Source organism: Pseudomonas abyssi (genome assembly GCF_003444685.1).
GTDB lineage: Bacteria > Pseudomonadota > Gammaproteobacteria > Pseudomonadales > Pseudomonadaceae > Halopseudomonas > Halopseudomonas abyssi.
The window spans coordinates 68,952-71,157 of sequence record NZ_LMAZ01000010.1 but is presented as its reverse complement, the minus strand read 5'-3'; the positions used below and the strand labels follow the sequence as shown (position 1 = coordinate 71,157).

The following is a 2,206-nucleotide window of genomic DNA, read 5'->3' as shown; positions in this document are numbered from 1 at the left end:
TGCCTCTCCGGCTTTGTGTATAACCGCAAACACGCCTAGCAGCTTCGCTAGTAATTCGGCAACTGGGGGGCCTTTGTTGAGGGCAGGCTCGGCATCGAGGCCATTCTGGAAGGGTTCAGGGGTAGGATCGTGGAGGGGCGGCTACTGCCGCCTGCCGCAGACTTCAAATAGAACAACACCGGCGCGGGGCCGAATCAGGCTTGGTAGTCTTCAAACTCCCAAGCGTAAAGCCTTGCCAACTTGCACGCAATCTCAGACCAACCCACCCCTTCATATTGCGATATAGCCTTAATTATCGCGTCAACAATTAACTGATAGTTAAATTCTTTGACTATCAAAAAGTGCCTACCCCACATGGGCTCCCATACATTGTTCTGAAGCCATGTCGGAGTGCAAACGAACACTTCGAAATCGTCCCCGCCATTATCACCTTCTGGGCCAATGCGAAGCCTTAGAGTTATAAAAAAACATTCTGGATCATCTGGCGCATACGAGTGAATATCCACCTCATCAGCCGAAATCCCCTTTAGCTCCACACGCATGGAATACCTCTCAGTCTGCCGGTGCAGGTATCTGTAAAGCTATTCGCTCAAAATAAACGCCATTTCTTTCATAAAAACTTGCTCTGCAACAGGATCTCCATCGTGGTATCTCTCCCAAAATCCATCAATTTGCCACGCATCAGGTGCTAAATAAACGAACCTCTGAGAGTCAAGGCTAAATACCCAACGCCGCGACAGACACTTATCTACCACATCAAAATCGGCTCCGGGAAAGAGGGACACCGACTCTTGAAGAGAAGACCAAAGGAGGAGTTTCACGCCCTCAAATGGCGTAACGCTCACAGCAAGCACAGTTAAAACTTCATCCTTCTCCAACCATCCAACAGCACTTAACGCAGAGGATTTAGCAGAAACTATCACTGCAGCACTCCCATAAGCCCGATCTTAGTAATTATTTTTTAACTGTCTGACCGGATCCCAGTCATCAGGCTTGAGTTGATGCTTACTCCACCACTGCATTCCGTCAGAAATCCACTTTCCGCGTAAGTCGGCATGAGCTGCTGTAGAATCATCATACCCAAACTCCGTCCCGCAACATGGGCAAATATTGTACGAAGCACATCCAAAACTATCGTACGCCGGTTCATTAAGATCAGGATATCCACACACCGGGCATACATGTTTTTTATTACTACTAAGCATTGAAATAGTCCAGATTTGATTCCCTGCCATGCACTGCAGGATCAGGCTTGTAGTATGTGCGAATACTCCCCCCACTTGATACGACGCCAGTTCATCGGTACTAGGGTTGTAACGTACGACATCGCCATTAGGTCTTGTTTTCTCAAGCACGCCTGCAGGCTTAGAGGCTGTTAAGAACCTGTCAGCTTGTGCTTGGTACTCAAGCGTGGTTTTCGCGCCAAAGTCACTGCCATGACGTGCGAAGTGATCGTCAAGCTTGGCTTGGTCGGCAAGCCTGGCTCCGCTTCCTGTCGCTTTTTCCCCCAACTAAGCAACTGTTATTCGATCACCACTTACCGACTCAAAAATGGCCCCTACCACACCTGCCCTTTCAAAGCGGAGCCTTATCTCATCACTAACTATTATTACTCCTAGATATTTCTTCAACCTAAAAACATGATGCGGACCAATCCTTGCCGGGTCGACAACCAGATTAAAAAACGAACGATAATTACCCGCTAGGTCTGGTCTTACAGGATCATCAAAATCATATTTATCAAAGTCGGATCTTTCTTCATCAACACAATCAATCTGCGTTTCAATAATCATCAAAAAATAATCTTGGGAAACCTGCTTGCCCTCTATTTGCACCGGCTCAAAAACGACATTTCGGTATGGCTCATCAATCTCTGGCAACCCAGCCAAAGCGCCGCAAGCCTTTGCACTCAGTACTGGGGCACTAGCGTAACCAGCAAGAGAATAATCAACCTCATTACCATCAAACCGAATATCGAGAGTATATCTACCTGGCCCCATAAAATTCACCGGCGGATTACTAAAATGCCAATTATCTACATGCCGCACGTCACCGAGCACCCATTTGCCGAGAACTGCAACATCTTGCCTAAGCAAATAATATTTCACACTATTGCCCCGTAAGCCATTTATTAACCTGACTCCCCACAATCACTGCTTCCGACTTAATCCTTTCCAAGGTTCTCGTTACGGCCAGATTATAGGAT

General features: G+C 47.1%; 4 protein-coding genes. All 4 read right to left on the bottom strand.

All coding sequences use genetic code 11. The annotated features are described in order from the left end of the window. Positions 1-194: 194 nt before the first annotated feature. Genes ASB58_RS18485 through ASB58_RS18475 form a run of 4 tightly spaced genes read right to left on the bottom strand, consistent with a single transcriptional unit; the run spans position 195 to position 2,108 of the window. Positions 195-542 (bottom strand): immunity 8 family protein, encoded by a 348-nt coding sequence (locus ASB58_RS18485; RefSeq protein WP_118131917.1) that lies wholly within the window; start codon positions 540-542, stop codon positions 195-197. A 39-nt stretch (positions 543-581) separates the two neighbouring features. After that, positions 582-923: a hypothetical protein gene (locus ASB58_RS19965; RefSeq protein WP_147336853.1), complete on the bottom strand. Its 342-nt coding sequence runs from the start codon at positions 921-923 to the stop codon at positions 582-584. Positions 924-947: 24 nt separating this feature from the next. Continuing rightward, on the bottom strand, positions 948-1,511 hold the full coding sequence (locus tag ASB58_RS20320; protein ID WP_235827337.1) for a hypothetical protein: 564 nt from the start codon (positions 1,509-1,511) through the stop codon (positions 948-950). Then, positions 1,512-2,108: an imm11 family protein gene (locus ASB58_RS18475; RefSeq protein ID WP_181977976.1), complete on the bottom strand. Its 597-nt coding sequence runs from the start codon at positions 2,106-2,108 to the stop codon at positions 1,512-1,514. Between the last annotated feature and the right edge of the window lie 98 nt (positions 2,109-2,206).